The 23,425-nt window shown below is 70.2% G+C and carries 26 protein-coding genes; 12 read left to right on the forward strand and 14 right to left on the reverse strand.

Annotated features, from left to right (window positions below):
* Nucleotides 1–9 precede the first annotated feature (9 nt).
* A complete protein-coding gene (locus VF557_16005; GenBank protein HEX8081715.1) occupies nucleotides 10–672 on the reverse strand; it encodes a GPP34 family phosphoprotein in 663 nt (220 codons plus the stop codon).
* A 122-nt stretch (nucleotides 673–794) separates the two neighbouring features.
* Between VF557_16005 and VF557_16010 the strand changes: the two genes are divergently transcribed.
* Nucleotides 795–1,346, forward strand: a complete 552-nt coding sequence (locus tag VF557_16010) for a 2'-5' RNA ligase family protein (protein HEX8081716.1) — start codon at nucleotides 795–797, stop codon at nucleotides 1,344–1,346.
* Here VF557_16010 and VF557_16015 read toward each other — a convergent pair.
* From VF557_16015 to VF557_16040, 6 genes are all read right to left on the reverse strand, one after another.
* Entirely contained in the window at nucleotides 1,265–2,179 is a 915-nt protein-coding gene (locus tag VF557_16015) for a metal ABC transporter permease (protein ID HEX8081717.1), read from the reverse strand. The two genes, VF557_16010 and VF557_16015, sit on opposite strands and share 82 nt — an antisense overlap.
* A complete protein-coding gene (locus VF557_16020) occupies nucleotides 2,176–3,123 on the reverse strand; it encodes a metal ABC transporter permease (GenBank protein HEX8081718.1) in 948 nt (315 codons plus the stop codon). The genes VF557_16015 and VF557_16020 overlap by 4 nt, the downstream gene beginning before the upstream one ends.
* Nucleotides 3,120–3,944: an ABC transporter ATP-binding protein gene (locus VF557_16025; GenBank protein HEX8081719.1), complete on the reverse strand. Its 825-nt coding sequence runs from the start codon at nucleotides 3,942–3,944 to the stop codon at nucleotides 3,120–3,122. Before VF557_16025 ends, VF557_16020 begins: the two co-directional genes overlap by 4 nt.
* Nucleotides 3,941–4,873, reverse strand: coding sequence for a zinc ABC transporter substrate-binding protein (locus VF557_16030; GenBank protein ID HEX8081720.1), 933 nt, complete (start codon nucleotides 4,871–4,873; stop codon nucleotides 3,941–3,943). Before VF557_16030 ends, VF557_16025 begins: the two co-directional genes overlap by 4 nt.
* A gap of 111 nt (nucleotides 4,874–4,984) precedes the next feature.
* A complete protein-coding gene (locus VF557_16035; GenBank protein ID HEX8081721.1) occupies nucleotides 4,985–5,443 on the reverse strand; it encodes an SRPBCC family protein in 459 nt (152 codons plus the stop codon).
* Nucleotides 5,444–5,525: 82 nt separating this feature from the next.
* Nucleotides 5,526–6,272 (reverse strand): GAF and ANTAR domain-containing protein, encoded by a 747-nt coding sequence (locus VF557_16040; GenBank protein ID HEX8081722.1) that lies wholly within the window; start codon nucleotides 6,270–6,272, stop codon nucleotides 5,526–5,528.
* A gap of 416 nt (nucleotides 6,273–6,688) precedes the next feature.
* Here VF557_16040 and VF557_16045 point away from each other — a divergent pair, with 416 nt between their 5' ends.
* The 4 genes from VF557_16045 (at nucleotide 6,689) to VF557_16060 (ending at nucleotide 11,485) form a co-directional block, all read left to right on the forward strand.
* Nucleotides 6,689–8,245 (forward strand): trehalose-6-phosphate synthase, encoded by a 1,557-nt coding sequence (locus tag VF557_16045; protein ID HEX8081723.1) that lies wholly within the window; start codon nucleotides 6,689–6,691, stop codon nucleotides 8,243–8,245.
* A gap of 277 nt (nucleotides 8,246–8,522) precedes the next feature.
* Entirely contained in the window at nucleotides 8,523–9,368 is an 846-nt protein-coding gene (locus tag VF557_16050) for an FKBP-type peptidyl-prolyl cis-trans isomerase (GenBank protein HEX8081724.1), read from the forward strand.
* Between the two features lie 210 nt (nucleotides 9,369–9,578).
* Complete coding sequence (locus VF557_16055) at nucleotides 9,579–9,857, forward strand: hypothetical protein (GenBank protein HEX8081725.1); 279 nt, start codon at nucleotides 9,579–9,581, stop codon at nucleotides 9,855–9,857.
* The gene (locus tag VF557_16060) at nucleotides 9,854–11,485 is read left to right on the forward strand and encodes a RecQ family ATP-dependent DNA helicase (protein HEX8081726.1); all 1,632 of its coding nucleotides are present in this window, start codon (nucleotides 9,854–9,856) and stop codon (nucleotides 11,483–11,485) included. The genes VF557_16055 and VF557_16060 overlap by 4 nt, the downstream gene beginning before the upstream one ends.
* Nucleotides 11,486–11,521: 36 nt before the next feature.
* On the opposite strand, the gene VF557_16065 is transcribed toward VF557_16060, so the two are convergent.
* On the reverse strand, nucleotides 11,522–11,725 hold the full coding sequence (locus tag VF557_16065; GenBank protein HEX8081727.1) for a hypothetical protein: 204 nt from the start codon (nucleotides 11,723–11,725) through the stop codon (nucleotides 11,522–11,524).
* 174 nt (nucleotides 11,726–11,899) lie between these two features.
* Here VF557_16065 and VF557_16070 point away from each other — a divergent pair, with 174 nt between their 5' ends.
* Together VF557_16070 and VF557_16075 are read left to right on the forward strand one after the other, a co-directional pair.
* Nucleotides 11,900–13,399: a CoA-acylating methylmalonate-semialdehyde dehydrogenase gene (locus VF557_16070; protein ID HEX8081728.1), complete on the forward strand. Its 1,500-nt coding sequence runs from the start codon at nucleotides 11,900–11,902 to the stop codon at nucleotides 13,397–13,399.
* Nucleotides 13,400–13,415: 16 nt separating this feature from the next.
* Nucleotides 13,416–14,402, forward strand: a complete 987-nt coding sequence (locus VF557_16075; GenBank protein HEX8081729.1) for a GNAT family N-acetyltransferase — start codon at nucleotides 13,416–13,418, stop codon at nucleotides 14,400–14,402.
* Between the two features lie 88 nt (nucleotides 14,403–14,490).
* On the opposite strand, the gene VF557_16080 is transcribed toward VF557_16075, so the two are convergent.
* The 4 genes from VF557_16080 to VF557_16095 form a co-directional block, all read right to left on the reverse strand.
* Nucleotides 14,491–14,676, reverse strand: coding sequence for a hypothetical protein (locus VF557_16080; GenBank protein ID HEX8081730.1), 186 nt, complete (start codon nucleotides 14,674–14,676; stop codon nucleotides 14,491–14,493).
* A 167-nt stretch (nucleotides 14,677–14,843) separates the two neighbouring features.
* Nucleotides 14,844–15,527, reverse strand: coding sequence for a DUF6766 family protein (locus tag VF557_16085; protein HEX8081731.1), 684 nt, complete (start codon nucleotides 15,525–15,527; stop codon nucleotides 14,844–14,846).
* A gap of 83 nt (nucleotides 15,528–15,610) precedes the next feature.
* Nucleotides 15,611–16,006, reverse strand: a complete 396-nt coding sequence (locus VF557_16090) for a hypothetical protein (GenBank protein HEX8081732.1) — start codon at nucleotides 16,004–16,006, stop codon at nucleotides 15,611–15,613.
* A gap of 98 nt (nucleotides 16,007–16,104) precedes the next feature.
* A complete protein-coding gene (locus tag VF557_16095) occupies nucleotides 16,105–16,791 on the reverse strand; it encodes an ANTAR domain-containing protein (GenBank protein HEX8081733.1) in 687 nt (228 codons plus the stop codon).
* 405 nt (nucleotides 16,792–17,196) lie between these two features.
* On the opposite strand from VF557_16095, the gene VF557_16100 reads away from it, so the two are divergent.
* From VF557_16100 to VF557_16110, 3 genes are all read left to right on the forward strand, one after another.
* On the forward strand, nucleotides 17,197–17,922 hold the full coding sequence (locus VF557_16100) for a TetR/AcrR family transcriptional regulator (GenBank protein HEX8081734.1): 726 nt from the start codon (nucleotides 17,197–17,199) through the stop codon (nucleotides 17,920–17,922).
* A gap of 97 nt (nucleotides 17,923–18,019) precedes the next feature.
* On the forward strand, nucleotides 18,020–19,909 hold the full coding sequence (malQ, locus tag VF557_16105) for a 4-alpha-glucanotransferase (protein ID HEX8081735.1): 1,890 nt from the start codon (nucleotides 18,020–18,022) through the stop codon (nucleotides 19,907–19,909).
* Entirely contained in the window at nucleotides 19,906–20,124 is a 219-nt protein-coding gene (locus tag VF557_16110; GenBank protein ID HEX8081736.1) for a CDGSH iron-sulfur domain-containing protein, read from the forward strand. The genes malQ and VF557_16110 overlap by 4 nt, the downstream gene beginning before the upstream one ends.
* A gap of 2 nt (nucleotides 20,125–20,126) precedes the next feature.
* On the opposite strand, the gene VF557_16115 is transcribed toward VF557_16110, so the two are convergent.
* A complete protein-coding gene (locus VF557_16115) occupies nucleotides 20,127–21,095 on the reverse strand; it encodes a hypothetical protein (GenBank protein HEX8081737.1) in 969 nt (322 codons plus the stop codon).
* A gap of 7 nt (nucleotides 21,096–21,102) precedes the next feature.
* Nucleotides 21,103–22,161, reverse strand: a complete 1,059-nt coding sequence (locus VF557_16120; protein ID HEX8081738.1) for an iron-containing redox enzyme family protein — start codon at nucleotides 22,159–22,161, stop codon at nucleotides 21,103–21,105.
* Nucleotides 22,162–22,482: 321 nt separating this feature from the next.
* On the opposite strand from VF557_16120, the gene VF557_16125 reads away from it, so the two are divergent.
* Nucleotides 22,483–23,127 carry an NADP-dependent oxidoreductase gene (locus tag VF557_16125; protein HEX8081739.1) on the forward strand — a complete coding sequence of 215 codons (645 nt, stop codon included), beginning with the start codon at nucleotides 22,483–22,485 and terminating at the stop codon, nucleotides 23,125–23,127.
* A 32-nt stretch (nucleotides 23,128–23,159) separates the two neighbouring features.
* Entirely contained in the window at nucleotides 23,160–23,402 is a 243-nt protein-coding gene (locus VF557_16130) for a zinc-binding dehydrogenase (GenBank protein HEX8081740.1), read from the forward strand.
* The last annotated feature ends 23 nt before the right edge of the window (nucleotides 23,403–23,425 follow it).

Genomic DNA, 23,425 nt, shown 5'->3' on the forward strand with positions numbered 1-23,425 from the left:
TAACACGACTCAGCTGCTGGTGGCGGCCGACGTGGCGGCGACCGTGGCTCCGGCAGCGGCCGCTGCCTGCATCTCGGCGATCACCTTCCTGACCACCGGCGCCACCGGGGTCAGCTCGGTGGCCATCTTGACGCGCTGCCTGGCGTGCCGCCGGTCCGCGCGGTCCGGCGCGATGACCCCCAGCAGCCGGGACGGCCCGGCCAGCGCCAGCAGCACCGCGGTACGCGCTTCCAGGCCGTTGTCCCCGGTGGCGGCCAGCCGCACCCGCTGCAGCGGGTCCTCGCGCGCGGCGGGCTGAAGCACCGGGTGGCGGGTCACCGTGAAGAACAGCAGCCGGTCCTGGCGGCGTCCCAGCACGCCCTGCTCGATCAGGCCGTCGACGAGCCGGGGCCAGATCCCACCGACCGCCTTGTCGACCCGCCGGAGCTGGCCGGGGGCGTGGCGGCGGGTCGGTTCGGCGAGCAGCTGGTGCGTCCGGGCCAGCAGCGGGTGCTCCGGCGCCGGTCCGACCGCGACGAAGCGCTTGCCGGAGAAACCCACCGCGCCCACCAGGGCGAGCTCGCCGATCAGCGCCCCGGCCAGACCCACCAGCAGTTGCTGCCGGGCGCCGTTGATGATCGTCCCCTTGATGGGATCCAGCCCCAGCAGCAGCAGTTCCTCGGCAAGCAGCATGAGCTGAGTATGGCGGGCCGACGCCGATGCCGTCGCGCCTTTTTCGCCGACCCCGGCAGCTGACATTGCCGACCCCGGCAGCTGGCACGATTGCCGACCCGGGCAGCTGACACGATGGATCCGTGGCTCCGGATGCTCAGCAGAGCGCTCCCTTCGTGGTGACGCTGGAGATCGACGACCAGGCGCAGGCTCGCTTCGATCGCGAGCGGGCCGCGTTGTTCGCGCCCGGGCGTACCCAGGTGGGCGCGCACGTGACGCTGTTCCACGCCGTGCCGGCCGCTCAGGAGCCGGCGGTGTTCGCCGCGCTGACGACCGCCGCCGCCCGCGAACCGTTTCCGGTCGAGGTCTTCGAGCTGATGCCGCTGGGCCGCGGGGTGGCCTACCGGTTGCGCTCGGCCGAGCTGTTAGCGCTGCACCGGGAGCTTCAGCGCAGCTGGTGGGACGGGTTGAGCCCGCAGGACCGGCAGGGCTTTCGACCGCACGTGACGGTGCAGAACAAGGTGAGTCCCGAGGAGGCCGGCCGCACCCTGGCACGGCTGCGGCAGGCCTTCGCGCCGTTTGAGATCACCGCCCGGGCGTTGCGGTTGTGGCGTTACGAGGGCGGGCCGTGGACCGGCCTGGCCCGGTTTCCGCTGGGCGCGGCGAGCCAGCCGGGCGCGCGCAGCCTGCGGTAGCCGGCGGCCAGGGCGAATTCGGCGGCAGCGAAGGCGATGATGGCGAAGCTGGGCGGCAGCACCGGGGCCGCGTAGGACAGGCACAGTCCCGCCCACATCGCGAGCACCGCCAGCGCCGCGGCCAGGCCCAGCGCCCGCCACGGATCGGGGGTCAGCCGCTGGGCCGCCGCGGCCGGCGCGGCGAGCAGGCCAAGCAGCAGCAGCGCGCCGACCGCCTGGCTAGCCTCGCCGACGGTGGCGCCGAGGATCGCCAGGAACAGTGGTCCGAGCAGCCGGACCGGCACCCCGCGGGCGGCGGCCACCGCGGGGTCGACGCTGGCGAACAGCAGCGGCCGGGCGATCAGCAGCAGCGCCGCGATCAGGCCGGCCGCGATCCAGGCCGCGGTGCGGGCCGCCGCCGCGGTGATCCCGAAGATCGAGCCGAACAGCACGTTGACGTTGGCGGTGCCGTTGCTGGCGCTGCTGTGGGTCGTGTACAGCGCCAGGAACAGCACCCCCAGGCCCAACACCCAGGCGAAGACGGTGCCGATCACCACGTCATCGGTGACGGCCCGGCCACCGAGTGACCCGAGCAGCAGCCCGACGCCGATGGTGGCGGCGAACAGGCCGAGCCGCAGGTCCAGGCCGGCTGCCAGGGCGGCCAGCGCGCCGGCGTAGGCCACATGCGACAGCGCGTCGCCGGCGAAGACCTGGCCGCGCAACACCACGAAGTAGCCGACCAGGCCCGACAGCGCGGCGATCGCCGTGCCGGCCAGCAAAGCGTTGCGGACGAAGGGCTGGGACAGCATGCTCGCGAGCCCGGTCACCGGGTCACTGGCCAGCAGCACGATCACGGCGCGCTCCCGCCGGCCGGACTGCCGGCCCCGGACAGGCTGCCGGACAGCGCGAGCCGGCCGCCGAGCCGCCGCCGGCCCAGCTGGTCCAGGCCCCAGCGGTAGCCGGCAGCCAGCAGGAAGGCCGCGAACGCCAGCGTGGTGACCCAGAAGCCGATCGGGTACGGCGAGAAGAACGCGATGCCCTCACCCAGCCAGGTCACCGCCACCGCGATCAGCACCGACAGCAGTAGGCCCAGTCCGGGGCGCGCGGTCAGCCGGCTGGCGGTGGCGGCCGGAGTCACCAGCAGCGCGAACACCAGCAGGCTGCCGGTGATCTGGCTGGCGCCGGCGGCCGCGACGGCCAGCAGCACCAGAAACGCGGCGCCGACCAGTCGCACCGGCACGCCACGGGCCTGGCCGACGTCGGGATCGACGCTGCTGAACAGCAGCGGGCGTCCCAATGCCAGCAGCACCAGCAGGCAACCGGCGCCGGCCACCAGCAACGCCAGCACCTGGCCGTCGGACACGCCGGTGATGGAGCCGAACAGCAATCCGGTCAGCCCGCTCAGAAAACCCTGGTAGAGGCTGACGAACAGGAACCCGCAGGCCAGCGCCACTGCCTGCACGGTGCCGATCACGGCCGACTCGTCGCCGTAGCCACCCAGGCCGGAGCTGCGCCGGCCGGTCCTGGGCAGGGCCGCGATGACCAGCGCGCCGGCGATGCAGAATCCGAAGTACCCGACGCTGGCGCTCAGCCCCAGCCAGGTCGCGCCGGCCGCGCCGGGAAAGCCGATCACCGCCAGGGTGTGCCCGGCGAAGCTCTGCTTGCGCAGCACCATGAAGTAGCCGATCGCGCCGCACAGCACCGCGACGATGGTGCCGGCCCGCAGCGCGTTGAGCATGAAGTGGTAGCTGAGCAGTTGCTCGATGTTCTCGAGCAGGTTCCAGCTCAGCCCCGTCACGGCACGGACCGGTGCTCGGCGTGGCTGTCGGGCTGGCCCACCACCACCAGCCGGCCGGTGCGGTCGCGCAGCACGTCCACCGCGGTGCCGTAGAGCATGCTCAGCGTGTCCGCGGTGATCACCTGCTCGGGCGGGCCCATCACGGCGCCGCCGTGCGCCAGGTAGATCACCTGATCCAGGTAGGGCAGGATCGGGTTCACGTCGTGGGCGACCAGCATCACCGCCACCCCGTGGCTGCGGCAGACGGACTGGACGAGCGCGCTCACCGAGGCTTGATTGGTCACGTCCAGGCTGTCCAGGGGCTCGTCCAGCACCAGCAGCTCCGGCCGTCGGATCAGGGCCTGGGCGATCAGCAGCCGCTGCTGCTCACCGCCTGAGCACTGGCCGATCGGCCGGTGGGCGTACTCCTGCGCGCCCACCAGGGCGATCACCTCGCGGACCCGGTCCCGGGCCTCGCGCCCGGACCGGCCGGCCAGCCGCCCTGGCAGCGCGATGCCCCAGCGGTCTCCGTCCCAGCCCATCCGGACGAGGTCGACGCCGCGGATCCTGGTGGCCGGGTCGAAGGCGCGTCGCTGCGGCAGGTACCCGATCCGGGAGTTGTGCCGTCCGGGCGCCGCGCCCAGCACTTCGATCTCGCCGGCGCTGATCGGCAGCAGTCCGAGGATCGCCTTGAGCATCGTGGACTTTCCGACGCCGTTGGGCCCCAGCACCGCCACGAACTCCCCGGCCCGCACCCGCAGGCTGACGTCGGAGAAGATCGCCCGGCCGCCGACCGCTCCGGTGACGCCGGTGAGCCTGAGTACCTCGGCCGGCTCGGTCATCGCCCGCTCGCCTGCTCCAGCGCCGCTTGCAACGCTCTCAGCTGGCTGATCTGCCACTGCTGAAAGCTGGCCTCGGGCGGGTTGAGCGTTTCGGTGACCGGCACCACCGGCACGCCGGCCCGCCGGGCCGAGGCCAGCTGGGCCGCCACGTCCGGCGTGGCGTTCTGGCTGTTGTAGACGTAGGCCTTGACCTCGCGACGGCTCAATTGCGCTTCGCTGGCGGCCTTGTCGGCGGCGCTGGGGTCGATGCCCTCGCTGATCGCGTGCAGAAAGCCGGCGGGGGTGGCCAGCTTCAGGTCGAGGGCCTCGGCCAGCGGCTCGAAGATGCTCTCACTGGCGCCGACCCGGGTGCCGGCGTAGCGCGACTTGATCTCGCTGATCAACCGGTGGTACTCGGCCAGGTCGACCGTCTCGAATTCGCGCCGCCGGCTGTCGTAGTAGTCGGCGTGGGCGGGGTCGGCCCGCTTCAGGGCGACGGTGATCGCCTCGATGACCTCGGTGATGTCGGCGGGGGAGTACCAGCGGTGCGGGTTGCCACCCTCTTTCGCCCCGACCAGTTCGCCCACGTCGATGACCGCCCGGCCCTCGTCGGGACTGGCCGCCAGGCTTCGCGCTGCCCACGGGTCGTAGTCGGCCCCGTTCTGCACGAAGACCCGGGAGTTGGCGATCGTGCGGCCGTCGGCCGGAGTCGGTTCGTAGGCGTGCGGATCGGTCTGCGGGTTGGAGATGATCGAGGTGGCCCGGACGTGGCTGCCGCCGAGCTGGCTGAGGATGCTGCCCCAGACATTGGTGCTGGCTGCCACCTCGATCGGGCCACCGGATGCCTGCTGGGCGCCGGTGGAGGTGGCGCAGCCGGTCAGCGTGCCGGTGAGCAGCACGGCGGCCAGCAGCGCCAGCAGTCCTCGCCGGGTATGGGCTGGAGCGGGCATCGGATCTCCTGGCGTGCGGGGTTGAGCGGGGGACAGGCGGCGGGTGGGGAAGCCGCTGACAACCAGGGAATCGTTAATGACATTGATTGTCAATTTCGATAGTACCCGGGTTCAGTCCTCCGGTTCCACGCGCACCCGGCCGCGCGCCAGGTAGTCCAGCCGCCGCAGCGACTCGCGGTTGCGCGGCGCCAGTGCCAGCTGTCGTAACGCGGGCAGCACCAGCAGCCCCGGACCGCTGACGGTGTCCTCCCGCATCGTCACCGTGCAGGCGCCCAGGCCCGGACGGTCGGTGAGCTCGATCTCGACCAGTGACTCACCCAGCGGCCGGGTTCTGGCCAGCAGCCGCAGCAGCTGCCCCGGCCGGCAGGTCAGCACCTCGGTGTCGTCGTCGAGCAGCAGCGGCCAGCTGCCGACCGAGTGCGAGATCGTCGAGCCCACGGCCGGCCAGCGCGGATCGACCTCGCGGATCCGGGAGGCGCCGACCACCCAGGCGGCATACAGCCAGCCGTCGCTGAGCACCGCCCAGACCTGGTCACGGGTCGCCTCGATGGGCCTGGATGTCGAGAACATCGTTCCACCGTAGGCCGCGGACCACTGCCGCGCGTAGCGCCGGGCCGCGGCGCCGGGCCGTGCCGCCGCCGAATCCTTCCCGTTACGCCGAGGTGGCTTGGACCGGCTGCGGAAACTCCAGGATGCCGGTCTCGGACACGTCCATCGCGATGTCGGCCAGCTTGCGGTGGGTGTGCTGGCTGGCGATCCGGAGCAGGTCGAAGGCCTGCTGCTTGGTGACGTGCTGGCGGCTCATCAGCACTCCCATCGCCACCCCGATCTGCCGGTTGGACTCCAGCGCCAGCCGCAGGTGCTCGGCCTGGTTGCGGTGCTGGGCGCCGGACATCGCGATCGCCGCGTGGGTGGCGATGATCCCGCCGGTCAACTCGGCGGTGCTGTCGAAGGCATCGCGCTGGGTGGAGTACAGGTTCAGCCCCCCGATGGTGTCGTTGTTCTCCAGGTACATCCGGAACCCCAGCATGCTGAACACGCCTTGCTCGTGGGCGGCCCGGTGGCCGAACTCCGGCCACCGGGGATCGCAGGAGAGGTCGCCGGTGCGGAAGACGCACTGCTGCAGGATGGCGTCGACGCAGGGCCCCGACGTCAGCTCGTACTGGATGGCGTCGACCTGGCGGAGAAAGTCACTGCTCGGCGCCACGGTGGAGAACTTGCCGCCGCGCAGGATGGTGATGTCGGCGTCCTCGGCGCCGGGAACCGTCCGCAGGGCTGCCTTGACGATCGCGGTCCAGGTGTCGTTCTCGCTGTGGTGCCCGGCCAGCTCGCGGGCCAGTTCGGCGAAGCTGGCGGCCAAGGCGTGCGGGCTCAGCAGTTGGGGCTGGTCAGTGGTCATGCGATCCCTCTGCGGTGCCTACAGGGCCGTAGCCGGACGAGGTGATGAGCTAACGGCCGTCGTGCCGAGAGGACCCCTCAACAGTAGCCCCCAACCAGCCCTACCCGGCAGGACTTGGCGCGTCGTGAGTGAAGTCGGCCCGAACGGCTCTCGGTTTGAGCCGGACGGGCCTGAGCCGCGACAGCGCTGCAGCGACGCGCGACCTGAGCGTCACTGTGCCCGGGCGTGCGGTATCACCGCAAGCCGAAGCGGATCAGGGTACTTCTACCTGCCCTACCGGGCCTCACAACGGCTGGCCCGCGCCCCCGTCCGGCCATCGGGGGTGAGCCGGCACGTATGGTCGAGAGGGCTAAGCCAGCCAGGTAGCTGTCGCGTTAACGGAGGCGGCGGATGCGCCGCATGGAGTCAAAGGCCTGATGAGCAGCACAACGCAGGAGCACCGCGGCCGATCCTCGGCGCCGTCGAGCGGGAACTATGACTTCGTCGTCGTCGCCAACCGGCTGCCGCTGGACCGGGTCGAGGAGCCGGACGGCCAGGTGTCCTGGCGGCGCAGTCCTGGCGGGCTGGTGAGCGCGCTCCAACCGGTGATGCAGCAGGCCGACGGCGCCTGGATCGGCTGGACCGGAGCTCCCGGCGAGCCGCCGGAGCCCTTCGACGAGGCCGGCATGCGGTTGGTCGGTGTGGGCCTGTCCAGCGAGGAGATCCGCGATTACTACGAGGGATTCTCCAACGACACGTTATGGCCGCTGTATCACGACGTGATCGCCCCGCCGAGGTTCAGGCGAGCGTGGTGGGACGCCTACGTCAAGGTCAACCAGCGGTTCGCCCGGACTGCTGCCGAGCAGGCCGCCGACGGGGCGGTGGTGTGGGTGCAGGACTACCAGTTGCAACTGGTGCCGGGCATGCTGCGGGCCGGGCGTCCGGACCTGCGGATCGGGTTCTTCAACCACATTCCCTTTCCCGGGTACGAGATCTTCGCCCAGTTGCCATGGCGGCGCCAGATCATCGAGGGCCTGCTGGGAGCTGACCTGCTGGGATTCCAGCGCCACGGCGATGCCACCAACTTCTTGCGGGCCTGCCGCCGGGCCGCCGGGCTGACCACTCGTGGCTCGCTGGTGCGGGTTCCGCGGGACTGGCCCGGTGACGGGTCTCGCGGCCCGGTCGGCAACTCCGCGGGCCGGCGGCGAGCCGGTCCGGCGGCGGCCGAGGACGACCGGACGGTGCGGGCGGCGACCTTTCCGATCTCGATCGACTCGGCCGGCTTCGAGGCGATCGCCCGCCGGCCCGAGGTCAAGGCCCGGGCGGCGGAGATCAGGCAGGCCCTCGGCCACCCGCAGACCGTGCTGCTCGGCGTGGACCGGCTGGACTACACCAAGGGAATCGCGCACCGGCTCAAGGCTTATGGCGAGCTCTTGCAGGAAGGCCGGCTGACCTCGCCGCAGGACATCCTGGTGCTGGTGGCCAGTCCCAGCCGGGAGCGGGTCGAGCAGTACCGCAAGCTGCGCGACGAGGTCGAGGTGACCGTCGGCCGGATCAACGGCGAGTTCGGCGAGGTGGGCAGCGCCCCGGTGCACTACCTGCACCACTCCTACCCGCAGGAGGAGATGGCGGCGCTCTACCTGGCCGCCGACGTCATGCTGGTCACCTCGCTGCGCGACGGCATGAACCTGGTCGCCAAGGAGTACGTGGCGTGCCGCTACGACGAGTCCGGCGCCCTGGTGCTGAGCGAGTTCACCGGCGCCGCCGACGAGCTCGGCAGCGCCTTCCTGGTGAACCCGCACGACATCGCCGGGCTCAAGGACGCGATCGTCCGCGCCGCGCGGATCTCGCCGCAGGAGGCCCGGCGGCGGATGCGGTCGTTGCGGCGGCGGGTTCGGGAGTATGACGTCGCGCACTGGGCCCAGACCTTCCTGGACGCCTTGCAGGGCGAGCCGGCCGCCGAGCCGGAGTTCGAGCACCCGAACCACCTCTGATCCGACCCGGGCGGGCGCCGGCCGGCAGCGAGAAGTCGGGCCGCACAGCAATCCGGGTTAGGCTTGTCGGGTTTGCTCAGTCACTGTTCACCCGGTTGGGGTTTTTGTGCTTTCTCGTTCGCGCCTCCTGCTCGCCTCCTTGGTCCTGCCTATTTCACTGCTCACCGCCTGTGGTTCCGGCGACGAGCCTGACGCTGCGCCTTCCACCTCAGGCTCTGCCGCTGCCTCTGCCTCGACGTCAGGATCCGCGTCCCCGGCCACCAGCGCGGTGCAGGGCGTGGCCGACGCGTCGGTCAAGGGCGGCTTCGGCGTCAAGCCGGTCGTCACCGTGGCCGACAAGCCGGCGCCCAGCCAGCTTTCCGAGCAGGTCCTCACCTCCGGCACCGGCGCGACCGTGGCCAAGGGCGACACCCTGGTGGCCAACTACACCGGCCAGACCTGGGTGCCCAAGGGCGGCAAGGCGAAGGTCTTCGACAGCTCCTTCGACCGGGGCAAGCCGGCCGCGTTCGTGATCGGCGCCGGCGCGGTGATCCCCGGCTGGGACAAGACCCTGGTCGGTAAGAAGCTCGGCAGCCGGGTGCTGCTGGCGATCCCGCCGGCCGACGGCTACGGCAGCCAGGGCCAGTCCCAGGCCGGCATCACCGGCACCGACACGCTGGTCTTCGTCGTCGACCTGATCGCGACCTACCGGCCGGACGCCTCGGCGCCCGGCACCGCTGTGAGCAAGCTGCCCAGTGGGCTGCCCAAGCTCACCAATGTGCCTGCCAAAGCGCCGGCGGTGACCAGCACGGCCGGCGTCAAGATCGGCACGAAACCCACCAGCACGCTGCTGGTGTCCGGCTCCGGGGCCAAGATCGACCCTGCCAAGACCCTGGTCCTGCAGGTCGTGCAGACCGACGCCGCCACCGGCAAGAACACCCAGTCGACCTGGGGCAAGGCGCCGCAGACGGTGGAAGCGCGCAACGTGCTCACGGTGGCGAACGTGCTCAACGGGCGCAACATCGGCAGCCGCGCGCTGATCGTGGTGCCGGCGATCGCGGCCAAGCCCGCCGCCGGCGGCCAGCAGGCCCAGCCCGCCTCGCCGGCCCAGCTGCTGCTCGTGGACGTGGTCGGGCAGTTCTAGAGCGCTACCGACCGGCGGGCTGAGCCGGGACGCTCCGCCCGCCGCCCGCTCACGCTTCGTTGTCAATGCCGCGTGAATCAGTTACCGTGGTATCACAGGCTGGGAACGCAGCCTCGGCGTCCCACGGTGGCCGGCGGGTAGCTCGCATTCAGCGTTCTTGCCAGCACAGCAGCTGACTACCAAGGTGACGATCCGCAGAGTGGATCAGCCGTGACAACCTTGCTGCCAGCACCTACCAAGCACCTGTCCACAACACCAGTCCTTTCAGCGTCCCCGACGCTGTCGCAGCCGACGAGCAGCCTGCTCGCGGGCGTCGTCGAACGGCTCTATCGCGAGTACGAATGCTGCCTGCCGCTGACCACCGTCATCGAGGTGGTGGCCAGCTGCCTGGATGACATCCAGGCGCCTCGGGTGGAGGCGCTGCCCGAGCTCACCGAACGGCTGGCCAGGCATCGGCTCGCGGAGATCGGCCACCCGGGCTGGACATGACCCGGACCGCACCCACCGAGCGCGAAGTATCGGCCACGGTCCGGGAGCTGCTCGGCGACGTCGAACTGCGGCCCGGGCAGGCCGAAGCGCTGCAGGCCGCCCTCGAACGAGACACCCTCGCCGTGCTGGCCACCGGCACCGGAAAGTCGCTGATCTACCGGGTGGCCGGTCAGCTGCTGCCTGGGGCAACGGTGGTCATCTCGCCGACGGTCGCCCTGCAGAAGGACCAGCTGGTGGCGCTGTCCACGGCCGGGCCACCGGCGGCTGCCCTCAACAGCCTGCTCACCCCGGCGCAGCAGCGCTCCGTGCTGGAACGGATGGCGGCGGGGGAGTTGGAGTTCCTGCTGCTCTCACCTGAGCAACTGGCGCGCGAGGAGGTGATGCGAGCGCTGAGCGCGACCAGGGTGTCGCTGTTCGTCGTGGACGAGGCGCACTGCGTGAGTTCCTGGGGTCACGACTTCCGACCGGACTACCTCACCCTGCCGGCGGTGATCGCCGCCCTGGGCCGGCCCCGCGTGCTGGCGCTGACCGCGACCGCCTCGCCGCGGGTTCGTAGCGAGATCGTCGAGGCGCTCAAGATGACCGAGCCGGCAGTGATCGTCGGCGAGTTCGACCGTCCGAACATCTGGCTGAGCAGCCGGTTGGTGACTGACGCGCCAGCAGCCGACGCCGAGGTTCTCCAGCTGTTGCAGGACAATGCGTCTACCCGGGCGGGCGCTGCCATCGTCTACGTCGCCAGCCGTCGACGCAGCGAGGAGCTGGCCGAGGCGGTGACCGGGCTCGGGATCGCCGCCGCGCACTACCACGGCTCGATGGCGCGCAAGCTGCGCGAGGCCACCCATGCCGCGTTCCTGGACGGTTCGACACCGGTCGTGGTGGCCACCAACGCCTTCGGCCTGGGCATCGACAAGCCGGACGTGCGGCTGATCGTGCACGCCGACCCGCCCGAAGACCTCGACGCCTACTACCAGCAGATCGGGCGCGCCGGACGCGACGGTGAGCCGGCCCGCGCGATCCTGCTGAGCCGGCCCAACGGCTACGGCCTGGCCCGCTACTTCAGCGCCGGCCAGGGCCCGTCCGCCGATGACCTGGCAGCGGTGCTGGCCGCGCTGGACAGCCGCCCTACCAGGCTCAGCGTGGTGGCCGGTCAAGCCGGCCTGTCGACCGCCCGGGTTCGGCGGGCCGCCAACGCCCTGATCGCCGTGGGCGCGGTGGCCGAGCAACGCGGCAGCCTGCGCCGGGTCTGCGAGCCCCACGTCGCCGGGAACGCCGTCGAGGCCGCCCAGCACTCGGTCCGGCAGCGCCGCGTGCAGGCCCAGACCGCGGTCGAGCTGGTCCGCCGCTACGCCGAAACCGATGACTGCCGCCGCCGGCTGCTGCTGCAACTGCTCGGCGAGGATCGGACGGAGCCCTGCCAGAACTGCGACAACTGCGACGCCGGCACCTCCACCACCGTCGGGGATCAGCCCTTCGCCCTGAGCCAGCGGGTCCGGCACGCCGAGTGGGGCACCGGCATCGTCCAGCAGTACGAGCCGGGCCGGGTCGTCGTCCTGTTCGAGGACATGGGCTTCCGGACCCTGGCGCTGGACGTAGTCGAGGAGCGCGGGCTGCTGAAGCCGGCGAGCTGACACCGCTCAGAAGCCCAGGATGGCAACCGCGAGCTGTCAGCCGACCTGGACCTCGACCTCGCCGCAACGGCGGCACTGGCGGAACTCGATGATCACCCGCTGGGTGCTCATCCGGTAGTCCCAGCGGTGCCCGTACCACCAGCAGCGCTGGCGCATGCTGGGTCCCTGCCGCTGGTCGGGGGTAGGCCGGCGACGCGGGGGTGGAAAGCCTGCCGGCGGGTAGTGGAAGGAAGAGATCATGGCCAGCATCCGGGTTCGGAGAAACCAGGCTGCTTTTCCAGCTCATTCGACTTTAGCCGCGCGGATCAAGCGGGTTCAAGCAGTGACTGGCTGTGACGCTCGGAGGTGGCTGCGGTTGACATGAGCCGAAGCCGGGAGGTTTGCTGAGCGCCACGACGCGGCGAAGGGCGGACGATGAGCATAACGATCGAGCACTGGGTCGGCGGCAAGCGGGTCGCCGAGCCCGGAGGCCGCCGGGCGCCGGTGTTCAACCCGGCCACCGGCCAGCAGCACGCCCAGGTCGCGCTGGCCTCAGCGGCCGAGGTCCAGGACGCGGTGCAGGTGGCCGGCGCGGCCTTCCTCGACTGGTCCCAGAGCTCGCTGAGCCGGCGTGCCAAGATCCTCTTCGCCTTTCGGGAGCTGGTGAACAACCACATCGAGGAACTGGCCGGACTGATCACCGACGAGCACGGCAAGGTTCTCAGTGACGCTCGCGGTGAGGTGCAACGCGGCCTCGAGGTCATCGAGTTCGCCTGCGGCATCCCGCACCTGCTCAAGGGCGAGTACTCAGACCAGGTCTCGGCGGGCATCGACACCTACTCCTTCCGTGAGCCGCTGGGCGTGGTCGCCGGCATCACCCCCTTCAACTTCCCGGTGATGGTCCCGATGTGGATGTATCCGGTCGCGATCGCCTGTGGCAACACCTTCGTGCTCAAGCCCAGCGAACGCGACCCGTCCGCCTCGTTGCTGGTCGCCGAGCTGTGGCAGCAAGCGGGACTGCCCGACGGCGTGTTCAACGTGGTGCACGGTGACAAGGAAGCCGTGGACGCGCTGCTGGACTCAGCCGACGTCGCCGCGGTCTCCTTCGTCGGGTCCACCCCGATCGCTCGCTACATCCACCAGCGGGCCAGCGCGAGCGGCAAGCGGGTGCAGGCACTGGGCGGTGCCAAGAACCATGCCGTCGTGCTGCCCGACGCCGACCTCGACTTCGCCTCCGACCACCTGGTGGCGGCCGCCTTCGGCTCGGCCGGTGAGCGTTGCATGGCGATCTCGGCGACCGTGGCGGTGGGTGCGGCAGCCGACCAGCTGGTCGAGGCCGTCTCTGAGAGGGCCCGGGCGATGAAGGTCGGCCCGGGCCGCGAGAGCGGCAGTGAGATGGGCCCGGTGATCACCCAGGCCGCCAAGGACCGCATCGAGGGGCTGATCGGCAGCGGCGCGGAGCAGGGCGCCCGGCTCAGCGTCGACGGCCGGGGGTTGCGGGTGGAAGGCGGCCAGGACGGCTTCTTCGTCGGCCCGACGGTGATCGACGGGGTGACCACCTCGATGGACGTCTACCGCGAGGAGATCTTCGGCCCGGTCCTGTCGGTGCTGCGGGTCGAGACGGTCGAGGAGGCGATCGAGCTGATCAACGCCAATCCCTACGGCAACGGCACCGCCATCTTCACCTCCAGCGGCGATGCCGCCCGCAGGTTCCAGCGAGGCGTCAAGGTCGGGATGATCGGCATCAACGTCCCGATCCCGGTTCCGATGGCCTACTACTCCTTCGGCGGCTGGAAGGACTCGCTGTTCGGCGACAAGCACGTGCACGGCGCTGAGGGCGTCTCCTTCTACACCCGCGGCAAGGTCGTCACCTCGCGCTGGCCCGAGCACCAGTCCAGCTCGGCGGCCAGCTACTCCTTCCCGACCTCCAGCTAGGCAGGCAGCGGCAGCCGTGCGAACCGAGCGGCTGGTGATGCGCCGCTGGCGGCCGGCCGACCGCGAGCCGTTTGCCGCCATGAACGCTGATCCGCAGCTGATGGCTCACTTTCCGGCGGTTCTGGACCGTAGCGCCAGCGATGCCTTCGTGGACCGGATCGAGGCCGGTTTCGAGGCCGACGGCTTCGGCCTGTGGGCGTTGGAACGCATCGACACCGGCGAGTTCATCGGCTTCACCGGTCTCAGCGTCGCGCGCTTCCGGGCGCACTTCACCCCTGCTGTCGAGGTCGGCTGGCGGCTGAGCCGGCAGGCCTGGGGTCAGGGGCTGGCCACCGAGGCCGGCCGGCAGGCACTGCGGGTGGGCTTCGAGCAGTTCGGATTGCCGGAGATCGTCAGCTTCACCGCAAGCGGCAACGCCGCTTCGCGGGCTGTGATGCGACGGCTGGGCATGAGACACGATCCGGACGAGGACTTCGAGCATCCGGCGCTGCCACCGGGGCATCTGTTGCGCCACCACGTGCTGTACCGGTTGGGCCGGGCCGGCTTCGACACCGGCACGGGGCGCCGCCACGGCCAGCGCCACGACCCGGCACAATCACCTTCCATGGCAGCCGAATCCAGGCATCTCGGCATCCGGATCGACCGGCCGGCCGCCGAGGTCTATGACTACGTCTCACAGCCGGCGAACCTGCCGCAGTGGGCCGCCGGGCTGGGCAGCTCGATCGAGTTGATCGATGGCCAGTGGGTCGCGGAGTCACCGCTCGGGCGGATCGTGGTGGCGATGGTCGAGCAGAACCCGTACGGGGTTCTGGATCACTGGGTCACCCTGGCCACCGGCGAGCGCTTCTACAACCCGATGCGGGTGATCGCCGACGGCGACGGGTGCGAGCTGGTCTTCACGTTGCGACGGCAGCCGGGCGTCAGCGAGACCGATTTCAAGCGGGACGCCGGAGCGGTGGCTGCCGATCTGGCGGCGGTGCGGCGGTTGCTCGAATCGCGCTGACCCGCACCGGCAGCGGCGCCCGCCCCTCACCCGCCGCGGATGACCGGTGGTCTCACCCGCCGCGGATGATGGTGCTCACCGCCGCCGATCAGCCGCCGGCGAGTTCCTCACCCGATGCCTTGGCGGCCTCGACGTCGGTCGTGGCGCCCTCGGATTCCCGCTCGAAGACGTCGCTGTACTTGAGGTCACTGGCGGTCTGACCCGCCACCTGCCGGACCATTTCCTCATCGCTGAGGCCTTCACCTGCCGGGTGCGTGTTCGACTCGTCGCTCATCTGCGCTTGCTCCTCTCGGGGTCCTGCCTTCGAGGCTAACCTCAACGCCGGCGCCGCCGTTGAGCAGGTCCTCCAGTCAGGCGGGCAGCCGCGAAGGCATCGTGAACGGGCCGATCGACCCGCTGACCGCGCCCCTGTCAGCGGCCAGCTGCGACTGCTAGCAGGGCTCAGGGATCCTCGGCGGTGGCGTCATGCGGGGCGCCCACCAGCTTGGACTCCGGTGATCCGCGCTGCCGAAGGTAGATCGCGAAGGCAGCCATCGACGCGACCGCCAGGAATTCCGACTGCCAGTTCTGAAAGGTGCGGTTCCAGAAGTCGGCTGAGGTGATGTAGTCAGACCAGCTCAAGGTGTCCTGGTAGCGCTCGAGCAGCTGGCCGTTGAACGCGGCCCGGCCGGCGATCGACTGCGCCAGCATGGACATGACGAAGAAGAAGGTCATGATGAAACCGAGGGATCGCCCGTAGAGCGCCGTTCGCCAGCCCCCGGCCCGGGCCCAGGCCGGCGAGTCAGATTCGGCGTAGCGGCCGACCTTCTGCTCCTTGTCGCTGTCCGTGCCGACCTGGTCGAGCTTCTTGGACTCGCTGGACCCGCGCTGGACCAGCCAGGTGGTGGCAACGATGTAGAGCGCGAATTGCAGGTACTCCGATTGCCAGTTCTCCGCGACGTCGACCGCGAACTGGGACGACAGCAGGTACTCGACGAGGCTGAGCGTCGCGCCGCCCGTTGCCCGCTGCTCGCCGTTGAGCTCGGTGACGCCGGCGAACGCCTGTCCGACCAGCGCTGCCAGCAGCAGCCCCACGAAGGCCAGGGTCAAGCCGTTTTCCTTGAAATAGCGGCTCGGCCGGCTCACCGGTGCAGCACCCCGATGACGATGAGGTAGACCAGGCTTAGAAAGACGAATGACGCGATGCCGAAGAAGGTCGTCCTCATCGCTCAGCCTTGGATTTCGCAGTCATACGCCGCTCCTGGCCGGGACTGGCAACCGGCGGCCTGGACCTGCCAACCAGCAGGCATCCGTCGCAGGAACACGGTGTCGCTTCCCAGCTTCACCTGCGCGGCGTCACCCCAGATCTGGGTGCCGTGCACCTGGTTGCCGCTCTCTTCGATGTTGAGGACCGCTGTCGTGCAGGGCACGTCGGTGGCGCCGGACGCTGACTCCTCGGCTTCAGAGGTCAGCAGCGCGCAGGCTGCCGAGCCGTTGCGATCCTGAACCGCGGTGACGAACTCGGCGGCGACCGACTGCACCTCGGATCGCTCGGTGCTGGATACGCAACCGGCCATCGCACCGGCAAGCGCGAGCAGCGCCAGCGTCAGGCTTCGGCCAGCCATGCTCACTCCATCCGGTGGACTCGGGCAGGATCTTGCCCAGTGCACACCAGCAGGAACGGTCGAGGACTACGACACGCCGAAGTTGGGTCGAGCTCGGCTCAGCGTGCCAATCGCAGGTGCTGCCCGCGCCGCGGCGGTCGGGGTGTCGGACGCTGCTCCAGCAATTCGACACCGGGCGGCAGCTCGAGCAACCCGGTCTCGATCACCTCGGTGGCGATGGCGACGATCTTGCGGTGTGCCCGCTGGCTGGTGCGGCGCAACAGGTCGAAGGCCTGGTCGCTGGTCAGCGTGTGCCGGGCCATCAGGATGCCCATGGCGGCGCCTATCTCACGGTTGGTGCTGAGCGCGCGGTGCAGGTTCTCGACCTTGGCTGCCAGCTGTTCGCGTTGCACCAGCGCGATCGCACGCTCGACCAGCAGGTGCCCGATCAGCAGATGCGACAAGGTCGGCCGTGGGCCGTGAAAGCTCATCGTCAGCACGCCGCGGTAGTCGACCTGCCCGATGACGGTCGAGGGGTTGATCGGCACGACCACGGTGTCATCACCGGCCAGGCCCGCGGGCCAGGTCGCGCCGGGCTCGCCTGGCGTGATCGCGTCCGGGCCGGCCCATTGCTCGTAGCCGTCGCTGTCTGCCACCCGAAAGCTGATCTGGCTGGGCCGCTGCCCGGCGGTGGCGAGCCAGACCGTGCTGGAATCGCAGAGCAGCGGAACCAGTACCCGGGTCAAGCTCTTGAAGACCGCTGCCGGATCAGCCGCCGGCTCGAGCCGGCGCATCAACCCCGTCAAGTCTGCTGTGGACGAGGTGATCGACGGGCGAGCTGTGGCAGATAGCAGTTCCGTCAGGGGAGTGGATAGGACTGGCATGGTTACCTCCGGAGCGGTCCGTGTTTCGGACGTATCTGCACTTGGCTCAGCGCCGAGCGCAAGGGCTATCCGGTTCGAACCCAGGCAAAGTGTAGAGCGCTTTCAGTGAGCTGCGGGTAAATGGTGGCAATGTATTAGCGCCAGAACCCGGATCACCTGAACCACATGCGAGGTGCTGAGGCCCTGATTTTGATTACTAGACGGGCACGAGTGGTCACTCTCTGACACAGGTGCTCACCTCCCCGCAGGGCGCCTGTTGAACGAGATCGGTGCTCTTGTTTGTTGCCAGTGCTCGCACTCTGGTGCATAGTGGGAGGGGTGGTGAGGGTGAGGGCGAGCGCGCGGGTCAGGGTTCGCGAGGAGCTGATCCGCGAGATCAAGCTGACCGCCCGGCGCCAGCTCGCCGAGCACGGCCCGGCCGGGTTGTCGCTGCGCGCGGTGGCACGAGAGCTGGGCATGGTGTCTTCCGCGATGTACCGGTACTTCCCCAGCCGGGACGAGCTGCTCACCGCGTTGATCCTCGATGCCTACGACGCGCTGGGCGACGCCGTCGAGGCTGCCGAGTCGGCGGTCCGGCGCCGCAACCTGATGGGCCGCTGGCTGGCGGTGGCCACCGCTACCCGAACCTGGGCCCTGGCCCAGCCGCGGCAGTACGCGCTGATCTTCGGCAGCCCCGCCCCGGAGTACCGGCTACCCACCGGCACGATCGATCCCGCAGCGCGGATTCCGCTGTCGCTGGCGCAGATCCTGACGGACGCGGCGCTGGCCGGTCTCGGCCCGGTGGCCGATGACCGTGCGATCCCTCGGGCCTTGCGGGCTGATCTCAAAACGTGGCGCGACAGCGTGGCGCCGGCCCTGACCGAGTTCCAGCTCGCCCACCTGGCGCTGGCCTGGACCGAGCTCGTCGGCAGCGTCAGCTTCGAACTCTTCGGACAGTTGCGCACCGTCGTCAACGACTACCAGAGCTACTTCGACTACCAGATGCGCGGCGTCGGCCACCGGCTCGGATTGAGCGCCGCACACCCTCGGACCGCCGGGCCTGCCACCGGTTGAGCCTCGCCTTCGGCGGCGCCAGGCATACTGCTAGTGCCGGCCCGGCCCGCAAACCCCGGTAGCTGTCCGGCCAGAGCGATCTTCGAGGCCGCGACAGATGATCCTGCAAGAGCCGAGTCAACCCATCGCGCAGACCTACCTGGACTCCGGTGGCGCGCCGCACAGCATCGCGGCGGCGACGATCGAGCGACTGAACCGTTCGCTGGGCGTGCCGCCGGACGACGCGCGGGACAGCGGGCCGATCGTCGCACGCCGCGGTCAACCGGTGCCGGCAGCGGGCCGGCTGCTGCTGGAAGGCGGCGGCTCGCTGGCGATCGACGGCGTCGTTCCGCAGGACTGCCCACTGGGCTACCACGCCCTGATCGGGCCGGCCGGCCGGCAACGGCGGCTGATCGTGGGCCCGGGCCGCTGCCACCTGCCCGACGGGCGCGCCTGGGGTTGGACCGTCCAGCTGTACGCCGCCCGATCCCGGCTCAGTTGGGGGATCGGAGACCTGGGCGACCTTCGCGCGCTGACCGAGTGGGCGGCCGAGCAGGGCGCCGGCTTCGTGCTGGTCAACCCGTTGCACGCGGTCGCGCCGACCTTTCCGCAGCAGGCCAGCCCGTACTTCCCGACCAGCAGGGCCTTTCGCAATCCGATCTACCTGCGGGTCGAGGACGTGCCCGGCGCTGACCGGGTGGACCTGCGCGATTTCCAGCAGGCCGGCCGCGCCGCCAACACCGGTTCGTTGATCGACCGGGACGCGGTGTGGCGGATCAAGCGCTCGGCGCTGCACCGGGTGTTCGCCCAGGCGGGCTCGGATCATCGCTTCGCCACCTGGCGGGCCGGCCAGGACCATACCCTCGAGCGGTTCGCTACCTGGTGCGCGCTGGCTGAGGCGCACGGACCCGAATGGCGGGACTGGCCGGTGGAACTGCGCCGGCCGGACGGCCCCGCGGTGCTGCGGTTCCAGGATGAGGCCGCCCCGGCCATCAGCTTTCACGCCTGGTTGCAATGGGCGCTCGCCCTCCAACTGGCCGACCTGGCACCGGGCGTCGCGGTCATCCAGGACCTGCCGATCGGGGTCGACCCCAACGGCGCGGACGCCTGGTCCTGGCAGGAGGTGATGGCCGAGGGAGTGGCGGTGGGCGCCCCGCCGGATCCGTTCAACCTCAGCGGGCAGGACTGGGGGCTGCACCCGTTCGTGCCGTGGCGGTTGCGGCAGGCCGGCTACCAGCCCTTCATCGAGGCCATCCGGTCCACGCTGGCACAGCACGGCGGGCTGCGCATCGATCACGTCATGGGGCTGCTCAGGCTCTGGTGGATTCCGCGGGACTGCCCGCCGACGGAGGGTGGGTACGTCCACTATCCCGTGCACGACCTGCTCGAGATCGTGGCGCTGGAGAGCCACCGGTTCCAGGCGGTGGTGGTGGGAGAGGATCTGGGAACCGTGGCGCCGGGGCTGCGCGAGGAGATGGAAGCCCGCAATATCCTGTCCTACCGGCTGTTGTGGTTCGAGCAGGAACCGCCCGCGGCCTGGCCGGTCACGGCGCTGGCGGCGGTGAGCACCCATGACCTGCCCACCGTGGCCGGCTTGTGGACCGGGACCGACCTCGCCGATCAGCGCGCTAACGGCCTGGACGCCGACGCCGCGAGCACCGAGCAACTGCGCGATCACCTGGCCGAGCTGACCGCCATGCCGGCCGACGCCAGCGCCGAGGACGTGATCGGCGCGGCGTACCGGGTGTTGGCGCAGGCGCCGTCACGGCTGCTTGCCGCCACCCTGGAGGACGCGGCCGGCGTCGAGTTGAGGCCGAACCTGCCCGGAACCATCCGGGAGCAGAACTGGTCCGTGCCGCTGCCGTTGACCCTGGAGGAGCTGCGAACGGCGCCGGGAGCGGCGGTCATCGCCCGGACGTTGGACCGGGCCTGCCGGGCGGGCGCCCCTGCGCGTCCGGTCGACTACGGTGACATGAGCGCACCGGAACGAGTGAAGGGAAACCCATGACGGAGCTCAGCGAACCGCCGGTGACCATCACGCCGTATCCGGACGGGCCGCTGATCGTGCGAGGCGCCTTCGAGCTCTGCGAGCTGGACGGCACCCCCATCCCACGCAGCGGCAAGACCGTCGCGCTGTGCCGGTGCGGCCGCTCGGCTCTCAAACCGTTCTGCGACGGCAGTCACAAGCTGGCGGCGACCATCGGCCGCGCCGGACCGGGCTGAACTCAGTCGGCCCGCTGGTTGCCGCGCTGGCGTAACTCAGAGACCGAGTGCGCCGCGCGCCAGATCCGCCCGCCGGAATAACGCACTCCGCCGAACAGCACCCGGGTGGCCAACGCCAGCCACGAGCAGACCGAGCGTTCGGCAAGCCATGCCGGGGTGAACCAGACCGAGCCGGGCGCGAAGACGGCCCGGCCCTGGTCCCGGCGCCGGCCGATCTCGGCCAGACCCACCGCCGCGCCCAGCAACGCGGCCAGCGGTAGTGGCCGCCGCCGGAGCAGCACGAAGGCCGGCAGCAGCGCCAGCTCGAGAATCATCCGACCGGGTTGGGCAAAACTGTCATAGGCCTGCCTGACCCGCTGCCGGGCGAAGTGCCGGGTGCTCGGCGGCAACCGCCGCACGTACAGGTCGAGCATCAGCCGTTCCCGGCCACCGGCAGCGCGGACCGTGCGGATCAATTCCAGGTTCTCGAAGAGCACATCGCCGTCGTAGCCGGCCGCTCGCAGCTGCGGGCTCAGCCGCAACGCCAGCGTTCCGGGAAAGTCAGCACCGATCACCGCGCGATTCAGCAGCGAACGAGCGGTGTCCCAACGGGCATGCCAGGGCAGCGGCCGGAAGTAGTTCTGCGGGCGTACCAGTTCGGCGGTGTCCAGAGCCAGCTCCACCCGGTGAAGCTGGGCCGGCTCGTAGCGCACGTCGTCGTCGGCGATGACCACCTTGTCCGAACCGCACAGCCGAAACCCGGTGACCACCCCGTTCACCTTGCCGTTGCGAAACCGAACGTCGTCAGCGGGACGGACATGGGTGACTGCAGAATTCAGCAGCGCGCGGTGAGCGTCGAAGACCTCCGGCGGCGATCCGTCGACCACTATCACCTGCGCGGATTCGCTCAGCTGATTGAGATAGCCCGCCAGTTCGCCGATGTCACGGCCCTGATCGGATTTGATGGGAAGGATGTAATTCAGGGCCATCACTGCGCAGTCACCCGGCCACGGCCCCGGCGCCAGTGGTGCTCACGACGTCCCGGTCGGCGGGTCGCTCGGTTTCGGCCGTGCGCAGTGAGGAGCTTCCCGTTGTCCAGCAGCTGAGCAGGTGCTCGGCGAAGACGTTGTCCAGGTGCAACGCGCAGGCGGCGCCGAACAGGACGTCGTCGGCCAGTTCCGGCTCGTCGGCCACCAGCGAGCCGCACAGGTCATGCGCCGCCAGTTGCTCGTGCAGGGCGTCGGCGGTCACATGCTCGTCGTAGAACCGGGTGGCCGTGGCGTCCCCGCCCAGGCGCCGCAGGCCTTTGCCGTAACGGCGATTGGGGGTCGAGGAGGTCATCTCGAAGGCGGCGAGGTGCCCGGCCAGGGCGCCGCGGTTCTCCCGGTGCAGGCCGAAATAGGACATCAGGTTGTTGATCGCCAGCGTGACTCCGGGCACCTGGTCGAGGTAGTGGCCGTAGCTGTCGTCCAGGCCGAGACTGCGCATGGTCGCCCGGAACAGCTCCGAGTGCATCCGGCTCACCGAACCGGCGCCGTACTCGTCGGACAGGATCTCTACCAGCGCGGCCTTGGCCTTGCCGCGCAGTCGCGGGATCGCCCAGCTGTGCGGATCGGCCTCTTTCAGATGGTAGATCGAGCGGTGCGTGACGAATTCCCGGAACTCCTCGGCAGTGGCGCTGGACTGCAGCTGACGGGAGAGTTCAGGACCGCTGTCGGCGTCGATCAGAGCCCGCAGCCGGTCGGCGATCGAATTCCCGGCCGGTGCCGGCTCGAGACGGACGCAGCCGCGTAGCGCTGAGCTGAACAGGTCCTCCAAGGCCCTGGTCCACGACATCAGCTCCGGTTCCCACTCCCAGCCCGGCTGGGCGTCGGTGAAACCGCCGTAGTGCAGCTCATAACAGGTCCAGAGCCCCAGTTGCAGATCGTCATCGGCCAGGACCGCTGCCGGCGGATCCAGTGCCAGACCGGCGCCGAACAGCCGCACCGAGCCCGCCGGCCGGCGCAACGCGCTGATCAGCTCGTCAGTCAGCGGCCCGCGAGCGATGGGCAACCTCACCGGAAACCCTCGGCGGGAATGAGACGGTTGTCTGACAAGAGGACGGACATGGGCGGCATCCTGACGCAGGGCCCGCGAAGACTCGTACTGCAAGGTCAGGCCGCGGGCGGCGTTCAAACGCTCTGTGCCGAGCGGTTCTCATGCTAGCTCACCGACCGGTTGTCGGCAGCGCACGCACACCAGCCAGCCGGAACGTCTAGGAATCTTCGGCCTGCCCGAAGGCCCGGCTTCCGGCTCGGCCGTCACCCGGAATACTCGTGATGCGCCCAGCCGGTTTCCCTTGGCGACCCAGCGCATCGTGACGAAAGAAAGGTTCCTCTCGTGCCCAAGGTTTTTCGCTTCCGGGAGTACGGCGGTCCAGAGACCCAGGAGTTCGCCGAGGTCGACCTGCCCCGACCGGGACCCGGCCAGGTCCTGGTCGCGGTGCGGGCGGCCGGGGTGAACCCGGTCGACCACAAGGTGCGCAGCGGCTGGTTCAAGCAGTTCAAGAGCCGTGACCTGCCCTCCGAGTTCGGCAGCGAGGTGTCCGGCGTCATCGCGGAGGTCGGTTCGGATGTCGAGCGATTCTCAGTGGGCGACGAGGTATTCGGCTGGCCGGCGGCCGGCCACGGCGCGTTCTGCGAGTACACCGTCGCAGACCAGGACGCGATGGTGGCCAAGCCGCCACCGATCAGCTTCATCGACGCCGCGGCGCTGCCGGTGTCGGCCACCACCGCCTACGACGGCCTGGCGCAACTGGACCTGGCCGCCGGGCAGACGCTGCTGATCACCGGTATCGGCGGTGGGGTCGGCGTCGCTGCCGCCCAGCTCGCCCGCAACCAGGGCATCCACGTCGTAGGAACCGGCAGCCCGGGCAAGCAGGCCCTGGTCGAGTCCCTGGGCGCGAGCCTGGTCGACTACGGCGACGGGGTGTCCGAGCGGCTTCGCGCAGTGCTGCCCGACGGAGTAGACGCAATTTCGACCTGATCGGCGGCTCGGCGCTGGCCGCGGTTGCCGGGCTGCTCACCGACCGCGGCAAGTTGATCAGCGCTGCTGACCCCGAGACCGTGGCGGAGTTGGGCGGCGCGGCGATCCGCCGGGATCGCAGCGACCGGGTGCTGGCCGAGGTCGGGCGGCTGGCTGCCGAGGGCACGCTGAACCCGCAAGTCACCAGCGTGGTGGCTTTCCAGGACGCGCCCGAAGCGATCGCGGCAGTCGAGTCAGGTCACCCGCTGGGCAAGGTCGTGCTCCGGATCAGCTGAGTCGGGCTCGCCGATCAGCTGAT

The organism is Jatrophihabitans sp. (assembly GCA_036389035.1).
Classification (GTDB): domain Bacteria; phylum Actinomycetota; class Actinomycetes; order Mycobacteriales; family Jatrophihabitantaceae; genus Jatrophihabitans_A.